We start from the raw sequence: 25,239 nt of genomic DNA on the forward strand, positions 1-25,239 counted from the left end.
AAAAAGCTCTGATGATCCGAGAATATGGATCATCAGAGCCTTGTCCTTAAGACATTTAGGCAATGCTTTCTTTCTCATTCAGAGCACTAGACAATTTCAACAGTGGAGCCTGCTCCGTTACCTCTCCTTGAGCGATTGGAAGGACTTCAGTATATTCGGAAGAATTCGTAATGATAACTGGCGTAATCGTAGGATAACCCTCTGCCCTGATTTGCTCAACATCAAACTCAAGCAGTAGGTCCCCAGCTTTCACCTGATCGCCTTCTTTGATATGGGACGTAAAATGTTTACCGTCCAGCTTGACCGTATCTACTCCGACGTGAATCAGAACTTCTGCGCCATGATGCGAAACAACTGCAAGCGCATGTTTTTTCTTGAACGCCACGGTGATGGTTCCATCGAACGGGGCCACGACTCTGCCCGTTGTCGGTTGGATGGCGATCCCTTTGCCCATAGCTTCCGAAGCAAATGCAGGATCGGGAACCTCCGACAAAGCGACCACAGTTCCTTCAATTGGGCTGAGTACCTCTTCATTAGAAACAACAACTGTAGAGGTCGATTCTTTAGCCGAATTGTTAGTAGTTTCCTCTTCTTCAACTGGATCTTCAAAACCTAAAATATAAGTCAAGATGGCCGACACCAGGAATGAAACGGTAATCCCTAAAATCAATCCCGGGAATCCTTGTCCACCAGGGCCGTAAAAGATCGGCAAGGTCAGCAATCCAGGTGCGCCGGAGGCAAATGCTTGCGTTCCCGCTTGACCGATAATGGCACCACCGACAGCACCACCGATAATACCTGCAATAAACGGACGTTTCAGCGGCAGCGTAACCCCATAAACTGCTGGCTCCGTGATGCCGAATAAAGCGGTAAGTGTAGCGGAACCCGCCAAAGTTTTCAGCTTCTTATTTTTGGTTTTCAGCATAACACCGAACGCAGCGCCGGTTTGAGCAAAGATGGAAGCCGCAGCGGAAGGCTTGATTCCGTCTCTGCCATTAACAGCAATATTATTAATGAATACAGGTACAAGACCCCAGTGAACACCGAAAATAACGAGCAACTGCCAGCAAGCACCAAGGATTGCTCCAGCTAGCAATGGACTAAAGCTAAATGCAGCAACGAGTGCAGTAGCGATCGCGTTGCCCACATACACCCCGACTGGACCAAACACGATCAGGGTTAGAGGAAGCATAATTACAAGTAGAATCAAAGGTGTAATAAAGTTTTTGACGCTCTCGTGGATCACTCGATTGCACCATTTTTCCAGCTTACTCATGACGATGACGGCTAAAATGATCGGAATAACGGTAGAGGAATAACTCATCATAACAATAGGAATACCGAAAAAGTCCGTAGGTGTAGCTTCCGTTTTTAGCGTAACAATGGTCGGGTAAAGCAACCCTCCGGCAATGGTCAGGGCAACGAAGATATTACCTCCAAATTTCCGTGCCGTTGTAACCGCTAACAAGAGAGGGAGGAAATAAAACAAGCTGTCGGCCGCAGCATACAAAATCATATAGGTAGTGTCTTTCGGTAGCAACCAGCCAAGGTTGCTCGCAATCAGCAGCAGACCTTTCAAAATACCGGACCCCGCCATAACTCCGAGCAAAGGTGCGAAAATGCTGGAAATTACGTCGATTACGGCACCAAATCCTTTGTTGCCTTTAGCTGAATGATCTTCTTTTCCAGTTTCATTCAAGATATTGGATACATTGCCGATTGCATTATATACCTCTGGTACTTTGTTGCCGACTACAACCTGGAACTGACCACCGCTCTGCTTCACAGTGATAATTCCGTCGGTTTTTTCCAACTTTCCCTTGTCTGCTTTTGCCTCATCTTTTAGCACAAAACGCAGGCGTGTGGCGCAGTGAACGAGCGATACTACATTTTTTTCGCCACCTACCAGGTGTACAATTTCCTTAGCCAGTTTTTCATAACTCATGATGGACACCTCCATGTTCTAAGGGGCTTTTTACATATTTAGGCACACAAAAAACCTAAGCCTTGAAAAATGGTGGGCACTTGAGTCCCGCGATTTTTCATGACTTAGGTTTTGCCTGCATAACCAGTAACAATCCCAGTTAAAACTTATTAAATTCCTGTTACTCTCATAATATAATCATTCTACCATATTTGTCAACAAAAACTTTTAATCGTCTATTCTTGGTCCTTTTTCGTTGAAAACGTTCGACTTATCTGTTCACCACCCGTTCAATATGCACGGTCAGATACAATTTTTCTTCGTTCGTCAATTCGTGGTTGTATTCTTTTTGCACAAAAGCTCCGATTTTCTCTGTACAAGCAGCCGCTTCCTTATGCTTTTCCTTAATCATGTCATACAAATGATCATAGTTATTTTCGTAGTGATTTCCCTTAAATACGCGCTGGGCGAAAAATTTCAGATGCGTAATAAAACGGAAATAGCTCAGAGAGTCCTCGTCGAACTCCACCTTAAAATGATATTTTGCGATATTGATAATTTGCTGGATAAACTTCGTGATACTCATGGTCGTAATGACTTCCTCGTTCATTTCAGCATTCACGATGTGAATCGCAATATAAGCCGCTTCGTCCACAGGCAGTTCAATACCGAGCCTTTGTTTGATTTGTTCCAACGTTTTCAGACCCATCGCGAATTCTTCTTTGTACAGCTGCTTGACTTCCCACAATAACGCGTTTTTGATTTCCAATCCTTCCCGGTATCTTTCAACAGCGAAATTGATATGATCAGTCAGTGAAACATAAATATTTTCGTTCAGCTTTCTGTTTAGATTATGCTTGGCCTCATTAATGACTTCCTCCACAATCACGATCAAATCAAGCGGTACCTCACGCAACAGCATTTTAAAGTTATCGGACGTCTGCTTGTTTTTCAGAGCAAATACCTTCTGAATTCTGGTTTCGTCCACTTTGTCTCCAGGCTTTTTCTTAAAAGCAATCCCCCGACCCATCACCACGAGTTCGGTGCCGTCCGTCTGGTAGACGCTGATTACATTGTTGTTAATGACCTTTGCTATGTTCATCTCGATCCCCCGTTCCATATGCCAGCAAGAGCCACACATGCTCCATCCTCTTTATTGTAAACAGAAAAAAACCGAAGCACGCCAAATAAACAAGACTGTAACATCCGCTTATTCGTGGCTTAGGTTTTGCCTGCTACGCAGTAACAATCCTAAAAATGATGGAATTGCGTCAAGTATAGCCCGAAGAGGAACGATTGTCAACGCTTTCAATGAAGAAACGGAGATCGGAAATCCCCGTGGGCCCGGGACGTCCGATCCTATTTACTTGTGGTACGATTATTCGCCCAGATTTTCGCCGTCGGAATGAATTACATTTTTGTACCAGTGGAAGCTTTTCTTTTTAATACGTTTCAACGAACCGTTGCCTTCGTTGTCACGGTCCACATAAATATAACCATAGCGCTTTTTCATCTCTCCTGAGGAAGCGCTGACAATGTCAATAGGCCCCCAACTTGTGTAACCGATAATTTCGACTCCGTCTTGAAGAGCCTCACCCATTTCGGCAATATGCCGCTTGAGATAGTCGATCCGGTAATCGTCGTTAACTTCTCCTTCAGGCGAAACCACATCATTGGCACCAAAACCGTTTTCCACTACGAACAGTGGCTTTTGGTAACGGTCATGCAATTGGTTGGCTGTGATGCGGAAACCTTTGGGATCGATCGTCCAGCCCCATTCGGACTTGTTCAGATATGGATTGGCTACGGAGCCAAATACATTACCACTGGTCATGTTCTTGACGATTTCCGGGTCTGTGCTGGTCGTCCGGCTCGAATAATAGCTGAATCCGATATAGTCAACGGTATGATCTTTCAGAATGGCTGCGTCGCCTGATTCCATCTCAATGTTTAATCCATGGTCCTTGAAGAAGCGCTTCGCATAACCAGGATATTCGCCGCGTGACTGTACATCAATAAAGAAGTAGGACTCGCGGTCTTTTTCCATGCCCTGATATACATCTTCGGGATTACATGTATACGGATAGAAGCTGCCGGCAGCAAGCATACAGCCAATCTGGGCATCCGGGATAATCTCGTGACACGCTTTAACAGCCAGCGCACTTGCGACAAGCTGATGATGTGCAGCCTGGTACTGAATTTGTTTAACGTTTTCACCTTCTTGAAAAACAAGCCCGGCACCGAGAAACGGCAAATGGAGAAGCATGTTAATCTCGTTGAATGTCATCCAGTATTTCACTTTATCCTTATAGCGGGTGAATACTGTTTTGGCATAGGTTTCAAACAGGCCTACCAGCTTCCGGCTCCGCCAGCTTCCATATTTCTCGACCAGATCTACCGGCACGTCAAAATGAGCGAGGGTAACGACTGGCTGAATGCCATGTTTATGCAACTCGTCGAACAAATCATCGTAGAATTGCAAACCTGCTTCATTGGGAGTAGCGTCTTCTCCCGTTGGAAAAATACGAGCCCAGGCAATGGAAACACGCAGCGCCTTGAAGCCCATTTCTGCAAATAGCGCAATATCCTCGCGATAGTGATGATAGAAATCAATGGCTTCGTGGGAAGGATAGAATTCGCTTTCAAGTGGAGTCAGCGAGGGAACATTTCCTTTCATTATGCTTCTTCTCTTCTCTCCGGTAGGCAGCAGATCCACTAGACTCAATCCTTTACCGTCTTCCAAATAAGCGCCCTCGGCCTGATTGGCAGCAAGAGCACCTCCCCATAAAAAGTCTTTAGGAAAAATATAACTGGACATAAACATTCTCCTTCCAAATGTGTGATAAAAGGGGTAGCGAAGGGTGATAGACAATAAAAAAACCCAAACCAGCCTGTATACACTTACAGTGTAAACAAGCCAATTCAGGTTATGCCCTATCGGTAACATCCCATGAAAAGGTTATACGTATTTGATTGAAACTCTAACAAAGATTTGGGAACCTGTCAAATTCATTTGATATAATAACACGCAATTAACAAACCAACAACATTACTTCAATCGCCTATTGGGTAATGAAAAGAACCATGAAAGAGACCTCAGATAAATGACTTTGCGAAATCTACTCAGTCGCTAATTTAAAATATTTTGTTGCAAGAAATTTAGAAAATCCTTTTGCATAGAGCCAAGAGGTATAATTTTTTTGATTATCTTGAACCTCCAATGCTGTCCTTTACTATTAAATGACCATATTGCAGAAGACAGATATATGGAATGATATTTTTGTTCTTGTAAATCAGCTACTTCAAATTCAACTTTTTGTACTACTTTAGTGGAAAATAGATTCAGGAAAAGGATAATAATTTTATCATTATTTAGGAGTAATATAGCTCGACTTGTCCAAGCCGAAAGGCTTTGAGGAGTTGAATAGCAGATAAGCATGTTAGGTTCTCTATGCGATTCAGTTAGCTTATTAATAGTTTTTTTGTTAATGAATATCATAATCAAATACCTTTCTATTTGGAAATCAAATGAAATAGCTTTTTAGAGAATATTATTCGAAATTCCAATTGTTTATGATAAGAGCAAATATATTATATAATACCACAAGTAAACTATTACAAGAAAGGCTACATACTCTATTAAGATGGTTACTATATAAACCGCAATTTAAGATCATAACCTAAACCAGTAGACTACCAATTTTCCCCAGTATTTGTTTATGGGATGCAAGAGCAGGTATTAAATTTTTTTATATGCTTTTAGCCTCAGCTACGAATTCGTGAGTAATGAAACCGACTAGAAAGGTTAACAACGCATAAAAGACCGCTATTCTCGAGTATCGTTTGTCCTTTCCCTTTGCCTACGATTTGCAGAACGTATGGGATCGGCACGTTGATCGCCGAAGTCCGCAAACTGACAGGCACCTGGCATTTTCGCCACCTCACATAATGGACGCCTCATTGCCGTCCGTAAGTCGGATCGGCATGGAGCGTGCGTGCTCCGGTCAGCCGCCTTGACAATCCTCACCCTATATAAGTTTCTCCAACTACCAGTTTCGTTCTTTCGTTAACTTGACTCCCATCACCCTTTATTTACAATAACCTTCTTTATGGTGATAATTCCAGCTCACCCTACTAGTCATTGAAAGATAATACCCTTTAACGACATACAGTGACGAAACCCGCCACACGCCAAAATTCGAGCAGCTTTTCCTTTGAACCAAGCTGCTGGAAAATATGATCACTTTATCATTCGGTGCAAGATTCTTGCTCCATACTAACGGGAGTCTGCCAAAGGAAATATTTAATGAACTCGGAATATGTCCAGTCGAATATTTACTGACATCCCTGACATCTAGAATCTTCACATTTGCAAGCGGTGATGAGATAGGTCCCAATCTTCAAAACTCACATTAGTAAGGGATCGTAGAGGCCACGATTGTATTATTAACCATAAACTAAACAGTCCAATTGAAATGACGAATCACTGTCATCATACTATACTTCCTCCATCCTAAGCTCAGCAGATATTAAGATATATGCGAAGCTCATTTATTGGAATTATTCGAGTTCCTATTATTCCGAGACGTACTACATTCAATTTAGATGACCATAATAACTCCATTCGCCATGCTCAGGACGGGAAAAAATCTATTGACTTGTTTAACCATCGATAGAGAGAAAGTAACAAGCAGCGAAATGAGCAAGAATGGAATTCCAAGACCCAACGAATATACCGCTAACTGCCCTATCCCTTGGTACAATGATTCGGACGACCCTGCCAAAACAAGTATCGAGGAAAGTGCGAGCCCCACACATGGCGTCCAACCCGCCCCAATTTCCAAGCCAAGGATAAATGAACCAAGCCAGCCACCGTATTTTTTTCCGTTTCCCAACTGCTTAGAACTCATTAAAAACTTGAGTTTGAGTATCCCCATCATTTGTAGGCCAAACACCACAATCAATAGTCCGTCAACCTTCTCAATCAGATCCCTGCGTAAGGAGACAAAATTACCTATAGCGGAGGCAGTAGCCCCATGATCACAAAGATAACACTAAATCACAAGGATGAAGCCCAATGAACGTACGACCAGAATTTTACGATTCACGACAAAGCGACCCCTGCAATCATCGTGTCGGATATATGTGAAACATACGCCGGCCGGAGAGGGAATACGTAAGGCGACAAAAACGAGAGTACGCCTGCTGCAAATACTACTAATAACGTTATCTCCTCCAACTTCTCCCCTATTCATTAAATCAGAGTGTCGCTCGCAAACAGTATTGCAATTTTATCTTATTATTTTTATCAGAATAATGGACTAAACTTGACTTCGTCTCTACACATGTTAAAATTCTATTCATCAATTGATATAGTACTTATTATGAAGAGATTGTTGGTTTCATAGTTTTTTTTCAGTGTATGGAGAAGCATTTTTGATTTGCCATATTGGTCAAAACATATAGTGTAGGATCCTTAACATATATCACCAAGTTGAAGTGAGGTTATAAATGAATGGAAGAGATGCTAAAGTGTGCAAAGCTTTTCAAGGAAGATCTATATAAGCAACTGGCTAGAATAGGTAAATGTCTATCAAGTGACAAACGTCTTGAAATCTTGAATGTACTATCACAAAGTCCCAGAACAGTGGAGAAATTAGCCGCATGTACAGAAATGAATATAGCTAATGTTTCTCGTCATCTACAGGTCTTACTGGACGCTAAGCTTGTTAAGTTCACAAAGAAAGGAACTTACGCCATATACTCACTAGCAGATCCTGAGATCACTGACTTTCTCTCTTCACTATGGAAGATTAGTGAGAAGCAAATTCCTGATATCAGGAGAATGAAAGATGACTTTTTAAACAACTTGAATGACATCCATACTCTATCCATGGATGAAGTAAAGAAAAAACTAGATGAAAACTCCATTATCTTAGTTGACTTACGCCCCAAAGAAGAGTTTGAAACAGGACATATTCAAGGAGCAATTTCAATGCCGATGGAAGATCTAGACGTATTAATGGGAGAGTTACCGGAGGAAGCTGAAGTGGTCGCTTATTGTAGAGGGCCATTATGCGTTTATTCGGCACTTGCTACGCAAAAATTGCAAGTTGAGGGATTCAAGGCGTATCGTATGGAAGACGGAGTGAATGAGTGGCAGGAACATTTTCATTTACATTAACCAATCTAAGCCTCATCTAAAAAAGACTTCGAAGCCCACATATTTGTGACTTTGAAGTCTTTTTGTGAATAATGCAAACCTGGACATTATACGACTTGATTAGAGCGAATAATACTCATTGACATTTAGCTTTACTATTCCAATCCGTGTGCTGCAATATAGCTACTTGTAAGATCCTCTCCAGAATCGATAGTTACTTTTCCTTGAGTTCCTACGGGAATGCCGGCCTTTATCAGTAATTGACCAATATGGCAATTTTCTTCTGCTTTTTGCATCAAAGCTTCTGTCATGCTTATGTCTTCATTGGTCGCTCCTGGATTCAGAACAACATGCGGGCGATGGGTAATACTTAATTGATCACCATGAGTTATATTACCTTCTGTATCCATAAAGAATCCTGTCACAGGAAGTTTATTTTTATCTAACATATATGCTAAGGTCATCGTGTAACAAGCTACTGCAGAAGAGATAAGAAGTTGTTGTGGGTCAGCCCCTTTACCACTTCCCCCTTTGGGGACTGGAATTGCAATTTGAGTTTGTAGATTGTCACTTTTAATGCGTCCATCACCCTTTGCATCTTTGTACCAAACCGTATTCATGTTAATTGTTTTTTCTGCCATATTAACATCCCCTTTTAGATATTGTAAGTCCAAAACTTCGTTAAGGTTAAGATTCATTACTCTATGAGATTTGACAAATTTCTCACTAAGGAACAGCTCTTTTATAAGTTGTTATAAAACCTTTACAGCCGCCTCGCGTTCTGGTGCATTAATTTTCAATGTAATTTGAAGCTATGCTTTTGCCATAGAAATCAAACCTCCAATTGAATTATGTATCGCTCGTTTAATATATCAATTAATCAATCGATCAATTGAATTTTATTATATAATTTTACTAACGTCAAGTATACAACTAAGGTACAAAGTGAAAAATTATAAATATTCATGTATTTGTAATTGAACTCCCACCAATAGTTACCGCTTTCATACCTTATTTCATATTGAAGCCCTCATTGATATAACACTGTAATTTATGTAATGCTTCACATGTCAAACGGGGTAGTACCAGCGTCGCTGTCACTGGGCAAAGACAGAGCTAGGCTGCCGACATTGATCGGCAGCCTAGTCTTAGTTGGAGATTGAACTATCGTTTCCCGTTAGTTTAATGATCTGACTTATTTCTTCATCATGACATCAAGAAAATATAGTAAAGTGTGCATATTAGCTTTTACCCCAATATGCACACGCCATCAACATATTACAGTTAGATACCGTTCTTTTGATAATTTTCTTGCTACCCGTCCGTGTTATTCTCAGTCTATCTTAGCTTTTTAAAATAATCGAATAACGCATGAATTTCTTTATAGGATACATCCCCATTTATTGACATCGTTTCGAAAGTTACGCCTTCATAATTTGAAAACAAGTAATCCTGAGACTCAAAACCTAAGAGTTGATAAAAACTTTTCCTTTTAATTCTTTGATTATTATTAAGAAATTTAGGGTTAACTTCTTCAATATTCAGGCAAATCCGATAGTTAGAGTATTTATTTATTATCTCATTAACAACTGCTTTCCCGTACCCTTTATTTTGATATGCTTTACTAATTGCCAAATACAATATGTAAAGCATATCGTTTTTTACGATTAGATAATTCATTCCTACCAGCGTGTAATCATCATATATTCCATAAAACAAATGGTCGGTATCATTGCTTATCTCTACCAATTTATTATATGGGACCATCTCTTCTTTAGGAAACGAATCATCATAGATTTTTTTTATCTCATCAATATTCTCGTTATTAACTCTTTTTAATACTACAGTCATAAATTTCTCCTCGCTCTATTTTTTAAGAAGATTTCGTACTTATGCCAATCGCTTTTATATGAAAAAAATTATATATATGTCTATCTCTTACAGGTCACAGTTCAAATTCTCAGGATCCTCTCTTTAAGTGCTCTTTAGTTTACCACTTGATTTTGAATTTTACCTTCTTTCTTTCCATACAACATGTAATATAGAAAAAGTGTAGCTAATACAATTAATCCGAGTATTACATACAAACCACTATATCCTGTAGCTGGAATTATCAAACCGATAATCGATGGGCCAAATCCGTTCCCTAGATCATAGAATATAAAGAACGTCGCAGTTGCTAAGCCAACTCGGTGAGGTTCGGCTAAATTGATGGCTATGGCTTGAGTTATGGAAGAAATATTACCAAATCCCAGAGCAACTAATGCTCCTACCAATAACAATGTAAAGCTACTGTTAACTGAGCTTAAAAGAAGCATCCCTACTCCATATATAATAAGAGCCGGATATATGATAATGTTAGCACCTTTTTTGTCCATTATTCGTCCTGTAAAAGGTCGTGATATTAAGACAAAAACAGTATATACCATAAAGAAGAAACTTGCTGTGTCTATTAACCCTAACTCCAAAGCATAAATATTTAAATATGAAACTATGCCGGAAAAACAAAAAGTCATGAAAAAAATAATAATTGCTATCGGCATTACTTTTGGCTCAACAAAGTCAGAGATTTTTATTCCCTTTTTATTGTTCTTCTCAGTCTTGTACGTTGCGGGAAACTTAAGAAAAAATGCGATTACTAAGCTAAAAATTCCAAGCAATAGACTTAAAGAAAAAATCATTTCAAAGTTTGAGTTTTGACTCAAAACTAAACCAATAAATGGACCGATTCCTGTGGCCAAGGCCGTACTAATTGCAAAATAACTTATCCCTTCACCTTTTCGTGGTGCAGGAAGGCTAAATACAACAACCGTACTCACAATTGTAGATATAATACCCACTGTGATACCGTTTAAAAGCCGATTTAATATGAGAAAGTTAACATTAAGATGAACGAAATAAAGTAATGTTGTTAAAATTAATAAAAACAAGCTGGTCATCAAGATTTTTTTGGAATGTATAAGACGTCCTGTAAACAAACGCCCTAATAATGAACCGATAATAAAAATACCTGCGACGATACCAGCTTGGCCGGTTGATGCATCAAATTCATTAATTGCATAAAGAGTGATTGTCGCGTTTAATAAAAAGAAAATTAATGTCATAATGAAATTGACAGACGAAAGAATAATAAAGTTTTTCGTCCACAATTTAGGATTCGTTTGGTTCACAGCATATTCTCCTGTCTGTAGATTTTGGTAAATACTTGATGTGCAAGTGAGCTAATATTCTGCATTAAAGGAATAAATAATTTGTTATAAAAATTCATAATAAAATGAGACCCATATGAAGGTCTCATATTATTTGAACAACACAATCTCCAATGCGACTCATATTCCAACCTTTCGCAGTGCACATTAAAAAGTGTACGATTCGCCGTCTTCGGGAACTAATAAATTAGAGGTGAATCCCTTTTCTTCTCCAAAGCTTTTTAGTTCTTTTCTAGATAATGTCCAATGATTAACTGCTTCCATATGGACTGAGATAATTTTGGCGTTAGGAGCCGCCTTATGCACCTCGTAAACATCTTCTTTGCCCATTATAAGTGAGCCCAAATCATGCCAACTATTATTTCCAGCGTTCAACACGATAATCTCAGGAGTGTGGGAAATGATTTCTTTTTCGACACCTTCATACCATACTGTATCTCCGGCTAGGTATAACGTCTTCTCGTTGGCATGTTTGAAGACAACACCACATACCTGACCCATCATTTTTAATAAATCTTTCCCTCTGCCGTGCTCGCCTTTTGTTTTAATTAACTGAATACCTTCAAAAAGCGTATCTTCAGCAAGTACTTCTACTTGTTGAAAACCGTCACTTTCAACTTGTTTAGCATCTTCTTCGTTTTGTACAAAAACTTTAGTGCCTTTTGGAAGCACTGCTTTTGCTATATCATCGTAGTGATCTAGATGCAAATGAGTCAGAATAACAGCATCGACATCCTTAATGATGTCGTTAACGGACATTGGCAAATCAATTATAGGATTTCTCAAATCCTCTCTGATCCCCGCCGGGAATGGACCATACAGACCTTTGTACGCAAGTAATGGATCGACTAGGAACTTTTTACCTGCATAGTGAACAATGATTGTTGCATTTCGAACTTGTTGAATGTGCATATTTATATATAATTCTCCTTCTGTTTTTTTAAATTTTGTTTGTTGACAATGATAAGTTTATACTAGATGTAACCTTCAAATACACAGATTAAATAAAGTGTATTGGTCTTTTTACTTTATTTTTTAAAGGAGATGCGTTTGATTTGGATCAAACAGATAAACGAATTATTGAAGAGCTGAGTCAAAATAGTCGAATTACCATGAAAGAATTAGGGGAAAGAGTGCACCTAACTGGACCTGCAGCAGCAGCCCGGCTAGAAAAACTTGAGGATACTGGAGTTATAGAGGGATACAGCATTAAAGTTAATCACGCAAAATTAGGATGTTTTACGTATGCATTTCTAAATATCTATATTAAAGATACACACCATCAACCATTTCTTTCATTCATTCATTCTAAAAGGGATCACATCCTAAATAATTACAAAATAAGCGGTGATGGATGCTATCTGCTTGAATGTAGGTTTCCAAGTAATGAAGCGTTAAACCAATTTTTATTAGAGTTAAACAATTACGCTAACTACAAATTATCAATTGTAATCGAGAAAACCTTGTAAAAAAGAACGTACAAAAAAACTTTTATTTCTGATAAACGAACCCATCAGAAAAAGATCCACCCTTAAAAAGAGTATATTAAGAAGGTTTTTAAACTAACCTGCCCGTTAGCCTAGTCCCCATGAATAAATAAAAGTTCCCAATTATTTTTTTGTATATGGAACTTCGAGTTATTTGAGACACATATTGTCTAACATATACAGCTTGGATATACTTATTTCAAGTGCTAAGTTCCGTTACTCACAGTAATAGGAACTTTATTCGGAAGGGATTACATGAAGCGAAATTGGGAACTGGACGAGCTGATTGAGCATTTTACCTTTCTCCCGAACGAAATGCAGCAAATGGGGAATAAGAGCAGTGAGACGAGGATCGGTTTCGCGGTCATGTTTAAGTTCTTCCAATACGAGGCACGATTTCCGTTCCATAAATTTGAAGTACCTAAGACCGTCATTTCATACATCGCCAAGCAAATCGAAGTGCCCGCAGAACTGTATGCACAATACGATTGGAACGGTCGGATGATCAAATATCACCGCGCTCAAATCCGAGAATTTTTTGGCTTTCGAGAAAATACCGTTCAAGATTCACAAGAGATGCGGAATGGCTATGCCAGCATGACCTGCATCGTAGCCAGGAGTGGGAACATATAAAGGAATCGGTTTACGGACGGGGCATTATGGGGTTTAATAATTCCGTACTCGCTCCTTTGCTGGATCTGACAACGATTAACTATCCTGTTGACTTTCAGGCCGACAATGCCTTTATTATTATTCATAATAAGCTTAACCAGACGAAAAACGCACTAAATTCACTAGAGTTTACTTTGGTGGAACGAAAATCAACATAAAAGAACATATAACGCATGTTTTGTTGTTAGAAAAACCACCTTTTACTTGGTAAAGGTGGTTTTTCTAACAACAGAATTGGCCATTACTTGAAATACACCTTCAATAAAACGCCTAAGAAAGGACATAATACTGAAGGTGTGCCTTTTGTTTTTAATCGAAGATTTAAACTACATCTGACAATAACTGTAATTGTTTTTTCAATTGTTCAAATTGAACAAAACGACCTTCGCGTAGATATTCTCTCCCATCAAGAAAAACCAAGATCGTCGGCACAGAAAAAATTAAAAACCTTCCTGTGATCTCCTCCACTTGACTAGCATCAACATGAGCAAGTGCCAATTTAGGGTATAGATTAAGCATTGTTTTGAGCTTAGGGTAAATGGCATGGCATACATTACAATCATCTTGAGATACGTATAACATACTCAAAGGATTACTTCCGATGAAGGATTCTATTTCTTGTATTGAGGTTAAGTCCACTAAACGCACGCTCAAATTTCTCCTCTCTTAAAATGACCATTTCATATTCATTGTTTAAATCCTTTTTCCAGACAAAAAATATTTACAAAAGTAGAAGTTTTTTTCTCATTATTGTGTGTATCGTTCTAGAAATCTGGCTACGATTTGATCAGCTGATTGAGAATTGCCCCTTCCAAAATGTCCTCCCTGTTGATCAGCCGTCTCAGTGCCCGTAAAAAATATGCCCTCTCCCCAATTATCTACGTAAACGGGTCCATAATTTGGTTAGTCACGAAGTGGTTCGGCAGCAGGCCCATAAAGTCTAGCCAATTGTTCCAACACAAGTTACATGAGTCTATCTTCTCCCAAAGTCTGCCGCTCCTTTACTGGTAAACCAAAAATCCAAAAAGGGCACCTGTCCCTGTACCTGGTGAAGCATCGTGAATTTCTTGTAGAGGTCCCACCCAACTTGATGTAAAACTGGAGAGTCCAACTTCACGTCAAAATGGTCCGTAAATTGCAATAACTTTAGCTTGACCGGCCATCCATGTTGGTTTATCAACTAAATATGACTGCAGATCATAAGGAAGCTTTGGCTCAAATTTAATATTCTTTTCAGCTAGCCGTGGTTGAATAGCAATAGTAACTACAGTTGTCTTAAATTGTTTCCCATTGGCTTCTAAGCAGATTGTACCGTCTTCTTCTTGATGAATCGAAGTTACACGTGTGTTAAGCTGGATTGCTCCTTATGGCAAAGTAGCACTTATCGCCTCAATCATAGACTGTACTCCACCAACAAATCTTAGTGAGGGCTCCATTGCCTCATCTGGCAAAAGACGTGTTGTGGTGTTTCATGTTGGGAACGTTCTAAGAGCATTCGTCCTTTGTTATTTGTTAAATTGATTAAATGTCTCCAAACCCAGTTCTTTTGTGAATTGAGTAATAATTTTCTCATAGTGTGGCAGAACCATGTAGGTCCAAGATCGAATTTTCCGAGTTCCAACGATTATCACCGGAGCATTTTTTTCAACTTGGTTTCTCATTGTTTCTCTCCTTCATCCATGTTTCATCAGGGAGTCACATATGTTAAAAGATTATCTTCTCTATATGATGATATTGAGTCACTCTCAAACTGCATCCGCTACGTTGAAGGGAGCGCTCTCAGAACAAAAAAAGAATCGACAACATTATTTCATTATAATGTTGTCGATTTTCACATCAATTAACCAATTTAAGAATTTTGTCTTTAAGGACATTTTTTTGATTTACACCAACTATAGTATCAACGAGCTTACCATCTTTAAAAAGCAACAAAGTTGGAATACTTCGAATACCAAATTGTGAAGCTAATTCGGTTTCCTCGTCGACATTAACTTTTGCCAACGTTGCCTGTCCTTTCAGCTCATCAGCTAATTCTTCCACAATAGGAAGCTGAATTTTACAAGGTCCACACCAAGGAGCCCAAAAGTCTACCAAGGTCACGCCAGACTGGATTTGATTTGAAAACGTATTTTTTGTCAATGCAGTTGCTCCCACTGGAGATCCCCCCACTAAATATAATTTATCATTAACAATTATTCAATTGATTAGTTGAATTATAAATCTATACTCTTCTTCTGTCAAGAGTGAATCACATATCTCTGAAGGTTCTCTCCTGGTGAAGCACCTCTGTTAGTTTCAAGCACACGGTTATATATCCCTTCATTGTGACTTGTGATTTGATCTGAACTAAAATTTAAATGAGCTTTGTTTACATAAGCGTTTCTCATTTCTAGGTATTTCTGTTCGTTACTTAACAGACTAATTGTTTTTCTGGCCATCTCATTTTTATTACCTACAGCAGCCAGCTAGCTAGTTTTCCCGTTGATAATAAGCTCAGATATATCATCCAACGTACGAACCTATCGTTTTCGCAAAATAAAGGACCTCAAAGCCAATACAGGCTTAAGGTCCATAACGTTTAAATCGTCAAAGTTGGGAATGAGTTATCATTTAGTCATACTCAATACGGCACGGAATCGTGTCTTAGCTGACATCATTTTCTCGTATGATTCACTAGCTTGTTCCAACGGGAAAACTTCCCCCGTCTTTACTGGCTTTACGGGCACTTATATTGTCTCACTTTGGTGTTATAAGTTGTCTCAATTGATAATATAAACCGCACACCTGCACCCGTGTTCTTCTCTTAGTTTCGTTGTCTCATCGCCTCAAATAATAGCACCGTAGAAGCCATCGCTGCGTTCAGTGATTCCGCTTGCCCCTGCATCGGAATGAATACCGACTCATCCACCATGCGAGTGGTAGCAGCAGAAATCCCTTGGCCTTCGTTTCCGATTACAAGCCAAGTGGAAGCGCGCAAATCTATGGTATAGCATGACAAGCTCGCATCCAGCGAGGTGCTGAGCAAGCGGGCACCTTTACTTTTGGCCTGCGGTAAAAGCTCCTCCAGGCTGCCTTCAATCACCGGCAAGTGAAACAACGATCCCATCGTGGAGCGGATCGTTTTGGGATTGTACAGGTCGGCGCAGCCATGACCCAATATTACGCCTGCGGCTCCAGCAGCGTCCGCGCTGCGGATGATGGTGCCTACATTGCCGGGGTCCTGCACCCCGTCCAGCACCATCACCAGTGCATCCGGCTGCTCCAGCAATGCCGGGAATGCACTGCGCTCCTCCTTACGCACGATGGCAAAGACCGACTGCGGCGTCTTCGTATCGGTGCATTTTGCAATGACCGCCGCTGACACGGGAACCCATTCCACCGGCTGGTCGGCTTGATCTAGGCCATTCAGCTCGGCGGGAATGCCCTTGTCCAAATCATAGGCGACGGTTTCGACAGCCACGTCCGAACGCAGCGCTTCCTGCACCAGATGAATACCTTCGACAATATATTTATGCTGCCGTGTGCGATGCTTTTTCTCCAGCAGTTGCGCCCACTCTTTTACACGCGCATTATTCGGTGAAATGATTTCCATTCGTTTAACCTTCCGTTTCTTTGGTCCTTTTCTTTAAACATAAATGATGTATCACTTTTGCTTTAACACCAAGCCTCATTAGGCTGCAAAAGCCAGCTCCAGCTTGGTCAGATCATCCTTGTGGCCTACAATGACCAGCACATCACCCGACTCCAGACGATCTTCGGCATAAGGTGAAATGTTCATTTCCTGATTTCTGCGAATCGCCATCACATTACAGCCGAAGCGTGCGCGTATGTCGAGCTCTTTGAGATTTTTTCCAATCATGGAATCGGCGGCTCTCATCTCCAAAATACTGTAGTCCTTGGACAGCTCGATATAATCCAAAATGTTGGGAGATGTCAAATGATGGGCTACCCGCAACCCCATATCCCGTTCAGGATAAACGACTTTATCCGCACCTATTTTTTGCAGCACTTTCCCATGCAGTTCATTTTGTGCCTTGACCACAAGAGCGGGTACGCCCATGTCCTTGAGAATCAATGTCGTCAGAATACTGGCCTGTATATCTTCACCAATCGCAACTACGATTACGTCAAAATTACGGATACCCAGCGCTCGCAGCGCTTCCTCATCCGTCGAGTCGGCAGACACCGCATGCGTCACAATATTCGACATTTCCTGTGTACGCTGCTCGTCCGAGTCAATAGCCAGCACATCAAAACCCATCTCACTCAGCGCACTGGCAACACTGGAACCAAAACGGCCCATACCAATGACCGCATACTGTTTTTTTGCCATTCCTTCTTTACCTCCCGATCACCATACTGTCCGTCATAGTATAGCATATCATGCTACAAACATAAATTTTGACATACTTATGCCAAATGCTTCTCCATGTATACTGGACAACAGCCCAAGCCATAATACATTCGACCACTACTACAACATACGGGAGGTACACATGCCCATTACAATGGATTTACGACAAGCAATTGTTCACAAAGTACACGGCAAATCAGAAGCTGATCTTACGGACATGATTATTGGGTCAGTGGACGGACCGGAGGCCGCTTTGCCTGGGTTGGGTGTCATTCTTGAAATTGCTTGGAAGCATATGAGTCCAAACCAGCAGCACGATTTCGTCCATTTGGCACATGAACAAATCGATAAAATCAAACCCGTACCCTTAACCTAGCTCTAGCTATTTAACATTTGGTTCCGATTTGATTGTGCTCATTATTTTACCTGTATTGAAAATGAGAATAGTCCACTCGCATTAACATCGAGTGGACTATTCGTGGTATACACTAAATGACTGAGATCAAACTGTTCTGCTTATTCAATCTTATGGAGCCATTTCTAAGAACTTAGCTGTCGGATTTTTCTCCATAGCCGTACGCATCGCATACTCGTTTTCGAACAAGGCGACATAATTGCCTTTCTTATCCTTTACCAGCGTAGAGTTAATACGGAACTTGCTCGGGTCAATCTGATCATCCACAATCCAACGTGCAAATTGGAATGGCATACGCTGAAGCTGTACATCAACGCCATATTCACCCTTCATGCGGTACTCAAATACTTCAAATTGCAGTTGACCGACAACACCCAGTAACGTATCGTCGAAGCTCACCGTACGGAACACCTGAATCATACCTTCCTCGGTCAACTGATCAATACCCTTCAGATACTGTTTGTGCTTCAAGGCATTTTTCACCGTTACCTTGGCAAAAATCTCAGGCGAGAAGGTCGGCAATTCATCAAACACAACCTCGCTACCTTGGCTGAGTGAATCACCAATACGGAAAATACCCGGGTCAAATAATCCTATAATATCGCCAGGAAAAGCCTCCTCGACAATATCACGGTCCTGTGCCAGGAACTGCTGTGGCTGAGACAACTTAATCTCCTTACCCATCCGTACATGCTTAACACTCATCCCGCGTTGAAACTTACCGGAGACAATACGCAAAAATGCAATACGGTCACGGTGAGCCGGGTTCATGTTCGCTTGGATTTTAAATACATAGCCGGTAAACTTTTCGTTTGTTGGCTCAATTTCCCCAGCTGTACTACGGCGCGGCTCCGGTTTAGGAGCAAGCTGAAGGAAGTTTTCCAAAAATGTTTGTACACCAAAATTATTAATCGCACTGCCGAAGAATACAGGTGTTAATTCTCCGCGCTGTACTTTCTCCATGTCAAAAGGGTCACCCGCGACGTCAAGCAACTCCAAGTCTTGGCATAATTGGTCATGCAAATATTCGCCCGCCATCTCACGAATGATCGGATCATTGTAATCTTCCACTTTCTGTACTTTGATCGTGGAATGATCATCTCCCTGAAACAGCTCGACCTGATTTTTGACACGGTCATAGACACCGCACAGCTCGCGTCCTGTACCAATCGGCCAATTCATAGGCACCGAACGGATGCCAAGCACCTGCTCCAGCTCCTCCATCAAATCAAAAGGACTGCGTCCCTCACGATCCAGTTTGTTAATGAAGGTGAAAATCGGAATTCCACGCTTCGCACAAACTTGAAACAGCTTAATCGTTTGCGCTTCCACACCTTTCGCTACGTCAATCAGCATGACTGCACTATCTGCTGCTGTTAATGTACGATACGTGTCTTCACTGAAATCCTGGTGACCTGGGGTGTCCAGAATGTTGATGCGGTGACCATTATAATCAAATTGCATTACTGAGGATGTTACAGAAATCCCCCGCTGTTTTTCAATCTCCATCCAGTCACTCGTGGCGTGTTTGCTTGCTTTACGCGCTTTAACTGAACCCGCAAGACGAATCGCGCCCCCGAACAGCAGCAGCTTTTCCGTCAGTGTCGTTTTACCCGCATCCGGGTGAGAAATAATCGCAAACGTACGCCGTTTGTCGACTTCCTGTTGAAGTATATCTGTTGTTTTACTCATTTCACATATCCCTTCATGATCAAATCCATTGCATTACTGTTCAAGCTATTCATAAAAAGGCCATGATGCACGCCTGTTTTCATAAGTTCATCGGCTCTATCGGCTATATTGCCGTTAGCTCCAGTATTCGGCGTACTCCGTTACCATATTCATTATAAATACGATCTATTTACATGTTTTAGCCTGCCTTTAACTTATAATCAGTTGCAAACTGAAAACCTGAGACTAAGCTATTATAGCATACTCCGAACGCAAAGCATCCCCTTACGTCCTGAACAGGACATAGGGGGATGCAGGACAAATCGGGATTACTGAACGCCGCCTACTCGCCAGATGACATTATCTTCATCCTGACCGCTAACCGGCCACCACTTGAAGCCATCCTGCTCCAATAGCTTGTGAGCACCTTCCGGTCCCCATGAACCTGCAGCATAGGTTTCCAGCGTATCCGGGGTCTGCTGCCATGCCTTGGCGATTCGATCGACGAATCCCCATGCCGTGGCAACCTCATCCCAACGTGTGAAGTACGTCGAATCACCCTCAATTGCATCCATCAGCAACCGTTCATAAGCCTCCGGTGAGTTGATACCCACCATACAGCTTTGGCAAAAATCCATAGCCAGTGGCTCAATATCTGATTCCGAACCGGGTTTCTTGGCATTGATTTTAATGTAAATGCCCTCCATTGGATTGACCCGAATCACGAGCAAGTTCGGTTCCAGCTTATGCTTTTGACCGAGGTACACGTTCGTTGGCATGCTCTTAAATTCCACAACAATCTCCGTTGTTTTTACAGGGAGACGTTTGCCTGTACGAATATAGAACGGTACGCCAGCCCAACGGAAATTATCAACAAACACGCGTGAAGCAAAATAAGTCTCTGTGTTCGACTGTGGATCAACCTTGTCTTCTTGGCGATACCCCGGCAACTGCTGACCGCGATAACTGCCATCGGTGTATTGACCACGCACCACATTGGTTTTCACATCCTCAGACGTTTCAAAAGGGCGCAGCGAACGCAGCACTTTTACCTTTTCATCACGGATATCCTCAGGCAACAAACGACTAGGTGGCTCCATCGCAATCATCGTTAGCATTTGCAGCATATGGTTCTGTCCCATATCCCGCAAGGCGCCGGAATGATCGTAGTAACCTCCGCGTTCCTCCACCCCTACCGTTTCACTAAGCGTAATTTGCACATTGGCAATATGCTTATTATTCCACAGTGGTTCAAAGAAGGCATTCGCGAAGCGGATCACCTCAATATTTTGTACCATTTCCTTGCCAAGATAGTGATCAATCCGATAAATTTCTTCTTCGGCAAATACTTCTCGTATTTCAACGTTCAATTCTTGTGCAGATTCGAGGTTATAACCGAATGGCTTCTCAATCACCAGGCGATTCCAGCCCTTTCCATCCATCATGCCGCCATCTTTCAAACTCTTCGACACGCTTCCGAATAACTCAGGAGCCAAGGCCAAATAAAACAACCGATTTCCCGGTATGTTAAACTTGCTTTCTATAGACTCCGTCTGCTGTCTCAGCTCATGGAACCCTTCGACATTGTTGATATCCAGCGATTTATATTCAAAATGCTCGGCAAATGCCTGCCATTCTTGATCATTTTCTGCTTTGTAGCGACTAAACTCCTGTATGGAAGCGTACAGGTCATTACGGAATTCTTCCTCTGTGCGAGGACGCCTTGCTACACCAATAACGGCAAAATCGTCAGCAAGCTTGCCTTCGCGGTACAAGCTGTAAATAGCAGGAAAAAGCTTGCGACGAGCCAAATCGCCCGTAGCGCCAAAAATAAACAGAACTGCGCCTTGCGTCACAACAGATTCTTTAACAGGTATGTCAGCCATGAAGTACCTCATTCTTCCCATGTCTAGATTCCGCAATCCACAATCCCCGAAATCTGCATGTAGTATTGTGTATATTTATACAAGATCATACTTGATTTTCGAAAAACATGGAACTAAAGATTGATGATATTTTATCATATCCTACATGGATAAGCTATCCGATGAATCATAAATTTACCTTATAAGTCAGTATTCAATCGTGATGAGCGGGAAACCGAGTGTTATACGTGTATCCTGCTGCTCCCTATCTTCATGTACAGCCATCTGCATCTGGACCTGATGCTCACCGCTTTGAATCATTAACGGCAGCTCTGGAGCTTCATAGGATATAGCCACAGTAGTCGCATCCGTATATCTTTCTTTGGCCTGCATCGAGATATTCCCTGCTAAGCTCGCCTCTGTCAGTTTCAACAGTTGATCTTTGGATTCCTTTGTATGCAGCGAACGCTGAAAGGCCGTATTCCACTGTGTTTGAATTCCCATAGACTTTAATTGCTCAGCACAAAGCTTATGAAGCTGAATTAACCGCTCACGTCCTGCATCATTGCTCTCCAGTTGAACAACTACATACCATTGTCCAGTTTGACGTTCCATCACATTTAAGCGGATTCTTAGATCCTCACTATCACGAACAGAACGATAAACCGTGTGTCCATTTTCTACGAGTTTGTTTACTGTGGGTATATTCAGCTGATCAGCTATCTGTGCCGCCACATCTGCTGGCTCTTCATGGTTAGAAATCCAATCGCCTTGCCACTTCACAATCAGCTTATCCAACGTACCCGGGGTCTGATCCGAGATGATTAACAATGAGCGTAAAGCCGTTTCTGCCTCGCGGGAGTCATTTCGGTTTGTCTGAAGGGTTCCGTAACGCCAGCCAGCTAGTACCAGCACCGTTCCTAATACCAAAATTGCAATAATCCCCTTTTTAATCAGCTCTGCTTTTAACATTATCGTTCCCCCCGCTCCACAACCATCCGATTCCCACACTTACGCTCTGGATACTTTCTTTTTCGGCTGGATTGAAATCTATGAATCTATCAATAGCATTCCCATTGTCAGAGGTTTTATACACACAGCACTACGGCCAAGCCCTTCTAAAATATTCATCTGCCTACTGGGTGTTCGACCATACATCGTAGGCACCGTAAGAATAGACTATGATCACAATGCATCTTACACCAAAAGAGGTGAAATCATGTTTCCGATTTATCCTGTAAATGAAGCCAATGTGGCACCTCATGGTGGACGTCTGGTCTGTGCCGTTATGCGTGATGGTACACGACACATCGGCATCTTAAGTGGGTGTAGCAAAGGCAAGCTGATGTTGAACGGATATCCACCTTCTTTTCCTGGCAGTCTTTATGCCGGGAGCTACAGTAACAAAGGAAAACAATCCCCCAAAAAGATTTCCTCTAAAAAGAAAAAAAGGAATCCTACAAACAAAGCTCGTACCTCTGCCAAACTAAATGCCTTAATTAAGCCGCCCAACGCACCTCTGAGTCCATCCTTTCCTTATGACGCAGGCGGCTTTGCTGGAAATGGCTATAGTAGTTATGGAAATGGCAGAGCAGGATATCGCGGCGGGTACGGCAGATATGGATACGGGGCAGGGCTTGCACTAGATCTGGCTTTAATCGCCTTTTTATTCCTCCTGATCTAAACATCTACAGAACACAAAAAAACCGGAGGACTATTGTCGTCTCCGGTTCTTTGTATTCGTTTATTCTACTTCTACTCTGCTAATCCGTTCTTATAGGCATAGATCGCCGCCTGTGTACGGTCTTCCACTCCTAATTTAGCGAGAAGGTTCGTGACATGGAATTTTACCGTCTTAATCCCGATAATCAGCTCATCTGCGATATCCTGGTTAGACTTCCCTTGTGCCAACAGGCGAAGCACCTCCATCTCACGATCAGTCAGCTCCGTATGCGCGGGTGCCTCAGCCTGTGGCTGGCGGAATCGATTCATCATCTTGGAGGCCACCTGTGACTCTAGTACGGACTGTCCGCGTGCAGCTGCACGGATCGCATCCGCTATCTCGGAAGCACGAGACGTTTTGAGCAAATAGCTAAATGCCCCTGCCTCAATGACCGGATACATTTTCTCATCGTCCAAATAACTCGTCAGCACAATCACCTTGGTCTCTGGAAGCAGGCGAGTTACTTGGCGTGTCGTTTCGATGCCATCCATGCCATCCATGACCAGATCCATCAAAATCACATTTGGCTTGTATTCGGAAGCCAACCGTATGCCTTCTTCTCCGCTTCCGGCCTCGCCGACCACTTCAATACCTTCTTCCGTCCCCAGCACCGCCGCAAGACCAATCCGTACCATTTCATGGTCGTCTACCAGCAGTACGCTAATCGGTAATTCCGTTTCCATGATCATCGTTCCTTCCGCTTTCATCATTAATAACTGGCACGGACACCTCGATCCGTGTTCCTTTTCCCGGAGCCGTTATATACTGAATAGCTCCCCCAATCTCACTGACCCGCTCCTGCATTGTGGATAATCCATATGAAGTCTGCTTTTTCTCATCCAGTTCAAAACCAATACCGTTATCCCGAATCGTCAGCCTGATAGAATCCGGGCGTTGCACGATACGAATTTCCATGCGGGTTGCTTTGGCATGGCGCAATGTATTAGACATCGCTTCCTGAACAATGCGAAACAAGTGGTTCTCAATGCCTTTAACCAACTGTACTCCGCTTTCAATTTCAAAATCAATCTCCATCGGTACCTTTGCCTGCAACTCTTGTACCAAATCACGCAAACCCTGCTCAAGCCGTTTCCCTTCCAGATAGACAGGCCGCAGATGAAGTAGTAACGCCCGCATTTCGGATTGTGCCACGGAAGACATTTCTTCAATTAGCGCAACTTGCCGCTGCGCTTTATCAAAATCCTTATCCAGCGTCCTCCCCACAGCCGTCGCCGTCATTGAAATAGCAAATAATTGCTGTGATACGGCGTCATGCAACTCTCTGGCCAGCCGCTGCCGCTCCTCCACAATCGCAGTCATCCGTGCTTGTTCTGCCAGCTGAGCATTATCCGTGGATAAGCGTTGTAAAGACGTAACTTGTTCCTGCCATTTACGCCCAATCCGTTCCAGCTGCTCACCCAGCCTGCCAAGCTCATCATGCCCTAGGGGCGGCAACTCACGTGCTGGCGTTCCCTTTTCCCACATCAGCAACGTCTCTCTCAACATTTCCAGTCTGCTTTTAAAGCGGTAGCTTTCATAAAATCCGTACATTGCCCCTGTACCAATCAACACCAGTATAACGGCTCCTGCAACTTTCAATATCATTCCCCAGGTTGGGAACGACTTCACATATCCATATGTATACAGCATATAAAAGACAACTACGCCCACAACAACACACAGGAGGATACCTTCACCCATACTGCGGGTTACCATGTTGGACGTTTTTTTATGATTCATCCCGGCTCCTCCTGAT

Annotated in this window: 24 protein-coding genes and 1 pseudogene; 6 read left to right on the top strand and 19 right to left on the bottom strand. The window is 42.0% G+C overall.

Annotated elements, in window-relative coordinates; genetic code table 11:
* Positions 1–55 precede the first annotated feature (55 nt).
* The 5 genes from ACWGXJ_RS20440 to ACWGXJ_RS20460 form a co-directional block, all read right to left on the bottom strand.
* A complete protein-coding gene (locus ACWGXJ_RS20440) occupies positions 56–1,945 on the bottom strand; it encodes a beta-glucoside-specific PTS transporter subunit IIABC (RefSeq protein ID WP_452567504.1) in 1,890 nt (629 codons plus the stop codon).
* 250 nt (positions 1,946–2,195) lie between these two features.
* Positions 2,196–3,026, bottom strand: a complete 831-nt coding sequence (licT, locus tag ACWGXJ_RS20445) for a BglG family transcription antiterminator LicT (RefSeq protein ID WP_446676000.1) — start codon at positions 3,024–3,026, stop codon at positions 2,196–2,198.
* A gap of 276 nt (positions 3,027–3,302) precedes the next feature.
* Positions 3,303–4,742, bottom strand: coding sequence for a 6-phospho-beta-glucosidase (locus ACWGXJ_RS20450; RefSeq protein WP_452567505.1), 1,440 nt, complete (start codon positions 4,740–4,742; stop codon positions 3,303–3,305).
* A gap of 1,270 nt (positions 4,743–6,012) precedes the next feature.
* Entirely contained in the window at positions 6,013–6,291 is a 279-nt protein-coding gene (locus tag ACWGXJ_RS20455) for a rhodanese-like domain-containing protein (protein ID WP_416145632.1), read from the bottom strand.
* A 234-nt stretch (positions 6,292–6,525) separates the two neighbouring features.
* A complete protein-coding gene (locus tag ACWGXJ_RS20460) occupies positions 6,526–6,942 on the bottom strand; it encodes a cytochrome c biogenesis CcdA family protein (RefSeq protein ID WP_452567936.1) in 417 nt (138 codons plus the stop codon).
* Between the two features lie 497 nt (positions 6,943–7,439).
* Here ACWGXJ_RS20460 and ACWGXJ_RS20465 point away from each other — a divergent pair, with 497 nt between their 5' ends.
* Positions 7,440–8,108, top strand: coding sequence for an ArsR/SmtB family transcription factor (locus tag ACWGXJ_RS20465; protein ID WP_307353118.1), 669 nt, complete (start codon positions 7,440–7,442; stop codon positions 8,106–8,108).
* A gap of 134 nt (positions 8,109–8,242) precedes the next feature.
* Here ACWGXJ_RS20465 and ACWGXJ_RS20470 read toward each other — a convergent pair whose 3' ends face one another.
* The 4 genes from ACWGXJ_RS20470 to ACWGXJ_RS20485 all read right to left on the bottom strand — a co-directional run bounded on the left by ACWGXJ_RS20470 (position 8,243) and on the right by ACWGXJ_RS20485 (position 12,208).
* Positions 8,243–8,728 (bottom strand): OsmC family protein, encoded by a 486-nt coding sequence (locus ACWGXJ_RS20470; RefSeq protein ID WP_250266648.1) that lies wholly within the window; start codon positions 8,726–8,728, stop codon positions 8,243–8,245.
* A gap of 697 nt (positions 8,729–9,425) precedes the next feature.
* Entirely contained in the window at positions 9,426–9,938 is a 513-nt protein-coding gene (locus ACWGXJ_RS20475; RefSeq protein ID WP_103048882.1) for a GNAT family N-acetyltransferase, read from the bottom strand.
* A gap of 134 nt (positions 9,939–10,072) precedes the next feature.
* Positions 10,073–11,257: an MFS transporter gene (locus ACWGXJ_RS20480; protein WP_058830615.1), complete on the bottom strand. Its 1,185-nt coding sequence runs from the start codon at positions 11,255–11,257 to the stop codon at positions 10,073–10,075.
* Positions 11,258–11,443: 186 nt separating this feature from the next.
* Positions 11,444–12,208, bottom strand: coding sequence for an MBL fold metallo-hydrolase (locus ACWGXJ_RS20485; protein WP_061829888.1), 765 nt, complete (start codon positions 12,206–12,208; stop codon positions 11,444–11,446).
* A 143-nt stretch (positions 12,209–12,351) separates the two neighbouring features.
* Between ACWGXJ_RS20485 and ACWGXJ_RS20490 the strand changes: the two genes are divergently transcribed.
* The 3 genes from ACWGXJ_RS20490 (at position 12,352) to ACWGXJ_RS20500 (ending at position 13,613) form a co-directional block, all read left to right on the top strand.
* Positions 12,352–12,765, top strand: coding sequence for an Lrp/AsnC family transcriptional regulator (locus ACWGXJ_RS20490; protein ID WP_323873126.1), 414 nt, complete (start codon positions 12,352–12,354; stop codon positions 12,763–12,765).
* A gap of 273 nt (positions 12,766–13,038) precedes the next feature.
* On the top strand, positions 13,039–13,416 hold the full coding sequence (locus ACWGXJ_RS20495) for a DUF4158 domain-containing protein (RefSeq protein WP_452567506.1): 378 nt from the start codon (positions 13,039–13,041) through the stop codon (positions 13,414–13,416).
* Positions 13,417–13,442: 26 nt separating this feature from the next.
* The gene (locus ACWGXJ_RS20500; RefSeq protein ID WP_452567507.1) at positions 13,443–13,613 is read left to right on the top strand and encodes a hypothetical protein; all 171 of its coding nucleotides are present in this window, start codon (positions 13,443–13,445) and stop codon (positions 13,611–13,613) included.
* Positions 13,614–13,776: 163 nt separating this feature from the next.
* Here the strand turns inward: ACWGXJ_RS20500 and ACWGXJ_RS20505 are convergent, their stop codons facing one another.
* From ACWGXJ_RS20505 to ACWGXJ_RS20525, 5 genes and pseudogenes are all read right to left on the bottom strand, one after another.
* Complete coding sequence (locus ACWGXJ_RS20505) at positions 13,777–14,103, bottom strand: thioredoxin family protein (RefSeq protein WP_250266651.1); 327 nt, start codon at positions 14,101–14,103, stop codon at positions 13,777–13,779.
* 470 nt (positions 14,104–14,573) lie between these two features.
* Positions 14,574–14,813, bottom strand: coding sequence for an FAD-dependent oxidoreductase (locus ACWGXJ_RS20510; protein ID WP_452567937.1), 240 nt, complete (start codon positions 14,811–14,813; stop codon positions 14,574–14,576).
* A gap of 478 nt (positions 14,814–15,291) precedes the next feature.
* The gene (gene trxA / locus ACWGXJ_RS20515; RefSeq protein WP_452567508.1) at positions 15,292–15,609 is read right to left on the bottom strand and encodes a thioredoxin; all 318 of its coding nucleotides are present in this window, start codon (positions 15,607–15,609) and stop codon (positions 15,292–15,294) included.
* A gap of 649 nt (positions 15,610–16,258) precedes the next feature.
* Positions 16,259–17,047 (bottom strand): TrmH family RNA methyltransferase, encoded by a 789-nt coding sequence (locus ACWGXJ_RS20520; protein WP_452567509.1) that lies wholly within the window; start codon positions 17,045–17,047, stop codon positions 16,259–16,261.
* Between the two features lie 78 nt (positions 17,048–17,125).
* A pseudogene (locus tag ACWGXJ_RS20525) lies at positions 17,126–17,791 on the bottom strand (potassium channel family protein); the annotation flags it as partial.
* A 160-nt stretch (positions 17,792–17,951) separates the two neighbouring features.
* On the opposite strand from ACWGXJ_RS20525, the gene ACWGXJ_RS20530 reads away from it, so the two are divergent.
* Positions 17,952–18,185, top strand: coding sequence for a small acid-soluble spore protein SspI (locus ACWGXJ_RS20530; RefSeq protein ID WP_016819939.1), 234 nt, complete (start codon positions 17,952–17,954; stop codon positions 18,183–18,185).
* A gap of 150 nt (positions 18,186–18,335) precedes the next feature.
* On the opposite strand, the gene ACWGXJ_RS20535 is transcribed toward ACWGXJ_RS20530, so the two are convergent.
* From ACWGXJ_RS20535 to ACWGXJ_RS20545, 3 genes are all read right to left on the bottom strand, one after another.
* On the bottom strand, positions 18,336–19,916 hold the full coding sequence (locus ACWGXJ_RS20535) for a peptide chain release factor 3 (protein ID WP_013311888.1): 1,581 nt from the start codon (positions 19,914–19,916) through the stop codon (positions 18,336–18,338).
* A 308-nt stretch (positions 19,917–20,224) separates the two neighbouring features.
* Positions 20,225–21,781, bottom strand: coding sequence for a glucose-6-phosphate dehydrogenase (gene zwf, locus ACWGXJ_RS20540; RefSeq protein WP_235308389.1), 1,557 nt, complete (start codon positions 21,779–21,781; stop codon positions 20,225–20,227).
* 186 nt (positions 21,782–21,967) lie between these two features.
* Positions 21,968–22,732, bottom strand: a complete 765-nt coding sequence (locus tag ACWGXJ_RS20545) for a YwmB family TATA-box binding protein (protein WP_452567510.1) — start codon at positions 22,730–22,732, stop codon at positions 21,968–21,970.
* Between the two features lie 247 nt (positions 22,733–22,979).
* Here ACWGXJ_RS20545 and ACWGXJ_RS20550 point away from each other — a divergent pair, with 247 nt between their 5' ends.
* Positions 22,980–23,444 (top strand): hypothetical protein, encoded by a 465-nt coding sequence (locus tag ACWGXJ_RS20550; protein ID WP_452567511.1) that lies wholly within the window; start codon positions 22,980–22,982, stop codon positions 23,442–23,444.
* 71 nt (positions 23,445–23,515) lie between these two features.
* Here the strand turns inward: ACWGXJ_RS20550 and ACWGXJ_RS20555 are convergent, their stop codons facing one another.
* Positions 23,516–24,166: a response regulator gene (locus ACWGXJ_RS20555; protein WP_013372995.1), complete on the bottom strand. Its 651-nt coding sequence runs from the start codon at positions 24,164–24,166 to the stop codon at positions 23,516–23,518.
* The gene (locus ACWGXJ_RS20560; protein WP_023990236.1) at positions 24,144–25,223 is read right to left on the bottom strand and encodes a sensor histidine kinase; all 1,080 of its coding nucleotides are present in this window, start codon (positions 25,221–25,223) and stop codon (positions 24,144–24,146) included. Before ACWGXJ_RS20560 ends, ACWGXJ_RS20555 begins: the two co-directional genes overlap by 23 nt.
* Positions 25,224–25,239: the final 16 nt, after the last annotated feature.

It is taken from the genome of Paenibacillus sp. S33, assembly GCF_053615415.1.

Coding starts and splice junctions, on each gene's coding strand:
- ACWGXJ_RS20495 (WP_452567506.1), top strand. CDS start 13,039: ATGAAGCGAAATTGGGAACTGGACGAGCTGATTGAGCATTTTACCTTT.
- ACWGXJ_RS20545 (WP_452567510.1), bottom strand. CDS start 22,732: ATGTTAAAAGCAGAGCTGATTAAAAAGGGGATTATTGCAATTTTGGTA.
- ACWGXJ_RS20475 (WP_103048882.1), bottom strand. CDS start 9,938: ATGACTGTAGTATTAAAAAGAGTTAATAACGAGAATATTGATGAGATA.
- ACWGXJ_RS20535 (WP_013311888.1), bottom strand. CDS start 19,916: ATGAGTAAAACAACAGATATACTTCAACAGGAAGTCGACAAACGGCGT.
- zwf (WP_235308389.1), bottom strand. CDS start 21,781: ATGGCTGACATACCTGTTAAAGAATCTGTTGTGACGCAAGGCGCAGTT.
- ACWGXJ_RS20560 (WP_023990236.1), bottom strand. CDS start 25,223: ATGAATCATAAAAAAACGTCCAACATGGTAACCCGCAGTATGGGTGAA.
- ACWGXJ_RS20485 (WP_061829888.1), bottom strand. CDS start 12,208: ATGCACATTCAACAAGTTCGAAATGCAACAATCATTGTTCACTATGCA.
- ACWGXJ_RS20450 (WP_452567505.1), bottom strand. CDS start 4,742: ATGTCCAGTTATATTTTTCCTAAAGACTTTTTATGGGGAGGTGCTCTT.
- ACWGXJ_RS20465 (WP_307353118.1), top strand. CDS start 7,440: ATGGAAGAGATGCTAAAGTGTGCAAAGCTTTTCAAGGAAGATCTATAT.
- ACWGXJ_RS20550 (WP_452567511.1), top strand. CDS start 22,980: ATGTTTCCGATTTATCCTGTAAATGAAGCCAATGTGGCACCTCATGGT.
- ACWGXJ_RS20470 (WP_250266648.1), bottom strand. CDS start 8,728: ATGGCAGAAAAAACAATTAACATGAATACGGTTTGGTACAAAGATGCA.
- ACWGXJ_RS20440 (WP_452567504.1), bottom strand. CDS start 1,945: ATGAGTTATGAAAAACTGGCTAAGGAAATTGTACACCTGGTAGGTGGC.
- licT (WP_446676000.1), bottom strand. CDS start 3,026: ATGAACATAGCAAAGGTCATTAACAACAATGTAATCAGCGTCTACCAG.
- ACWGXJ_RS20500 (WP_452567507.1), top strand. CDS start 13,443: ATGGGGTTTAATAATTCCGTACTCGCTCCTTTGCTGGATCTGACAACG.
- ACWGXJ_RS20520 (WP_452567509.1), bottom strand. CDS start 17,047: ATGGAAATCATTTCACCGAATAATGCGCGTGTAAAAGAGTGGGCGCAA.
- ACWGXJ_RS20555 (WP_013372995.1), bottom strand. CDS start 24,166: ATGGAAACGGAATTACCGATTAGCGTACTGCTGGTAGACGACCATGAA.
- ACWGXJ_RS20530 (WP_016819939.1), top strand. CDS start 17,952: ATGCCCATTACAATGGATTTACGACAAGCAATTGTTCACAAAGTACAC.